Raw genomic sequence first — 377 nt, forward strand, 5'->3', positions numbered from 1 at the left:
GGTGCTACGCGTCGACGGCCATACCGACGTGCGCCCCGTCAACGGTCCGAACTTCAAGTCGAACTGGGACCTGTCCGCGGCGCGCTCGATCTCGGTGGTGAAATATCTGGTCTCGCTCGGCGTGCCCGCCCAGCGCCTCGTCGCCGCCGGCTTCGGCGAGTTCCAGCCGCTCGATACCGGCAACACGGAAGAGGCCTACAAGCGCAACCGCCGCATCGAGCTGAAGCTGACGGAGAAATGATCAACCTGGCGAGGCTTGGCGCACCTGCTCCAGTCGGCTGGCGAGGAAGTCGCGCACGGCGGGACTGTCGCTGAGGCCGATCGCCGTCAGGTAGGCGTCGGCCGCGGCAGCATCGTCGCCGGCTCGTGCCAGAAGA

1 protein-coding gene and 1 pseudogene are annotated in these 377 nt (G+C 67.4%); one reads left to right on the forward strand and one right to left on the reverse strand.

The window, feature by feature from the left end; translation table 11 throughout:
- Positions 1–241 (forward strand): OmpA family protein (locus tag AC5ZGW_RS47505; RefSeq protein WP_496114323.1); only part of this gene is annotated, 241 nt, incomplete at its 5' end.
- Here AC5ZGW_RS47505 and AC5ZGW_RS47510 read toward each other — a convergent pair.
- A pseudogene (locus tag AC5ZGW_RS47510) lies at positions 242–377 on the reverse strand (RNA polymerase subunit sigma-70); the annotation flags it as partial.

Source organism: Bradyrhizobium sp. Crot121, assembly GCF_059512385.1.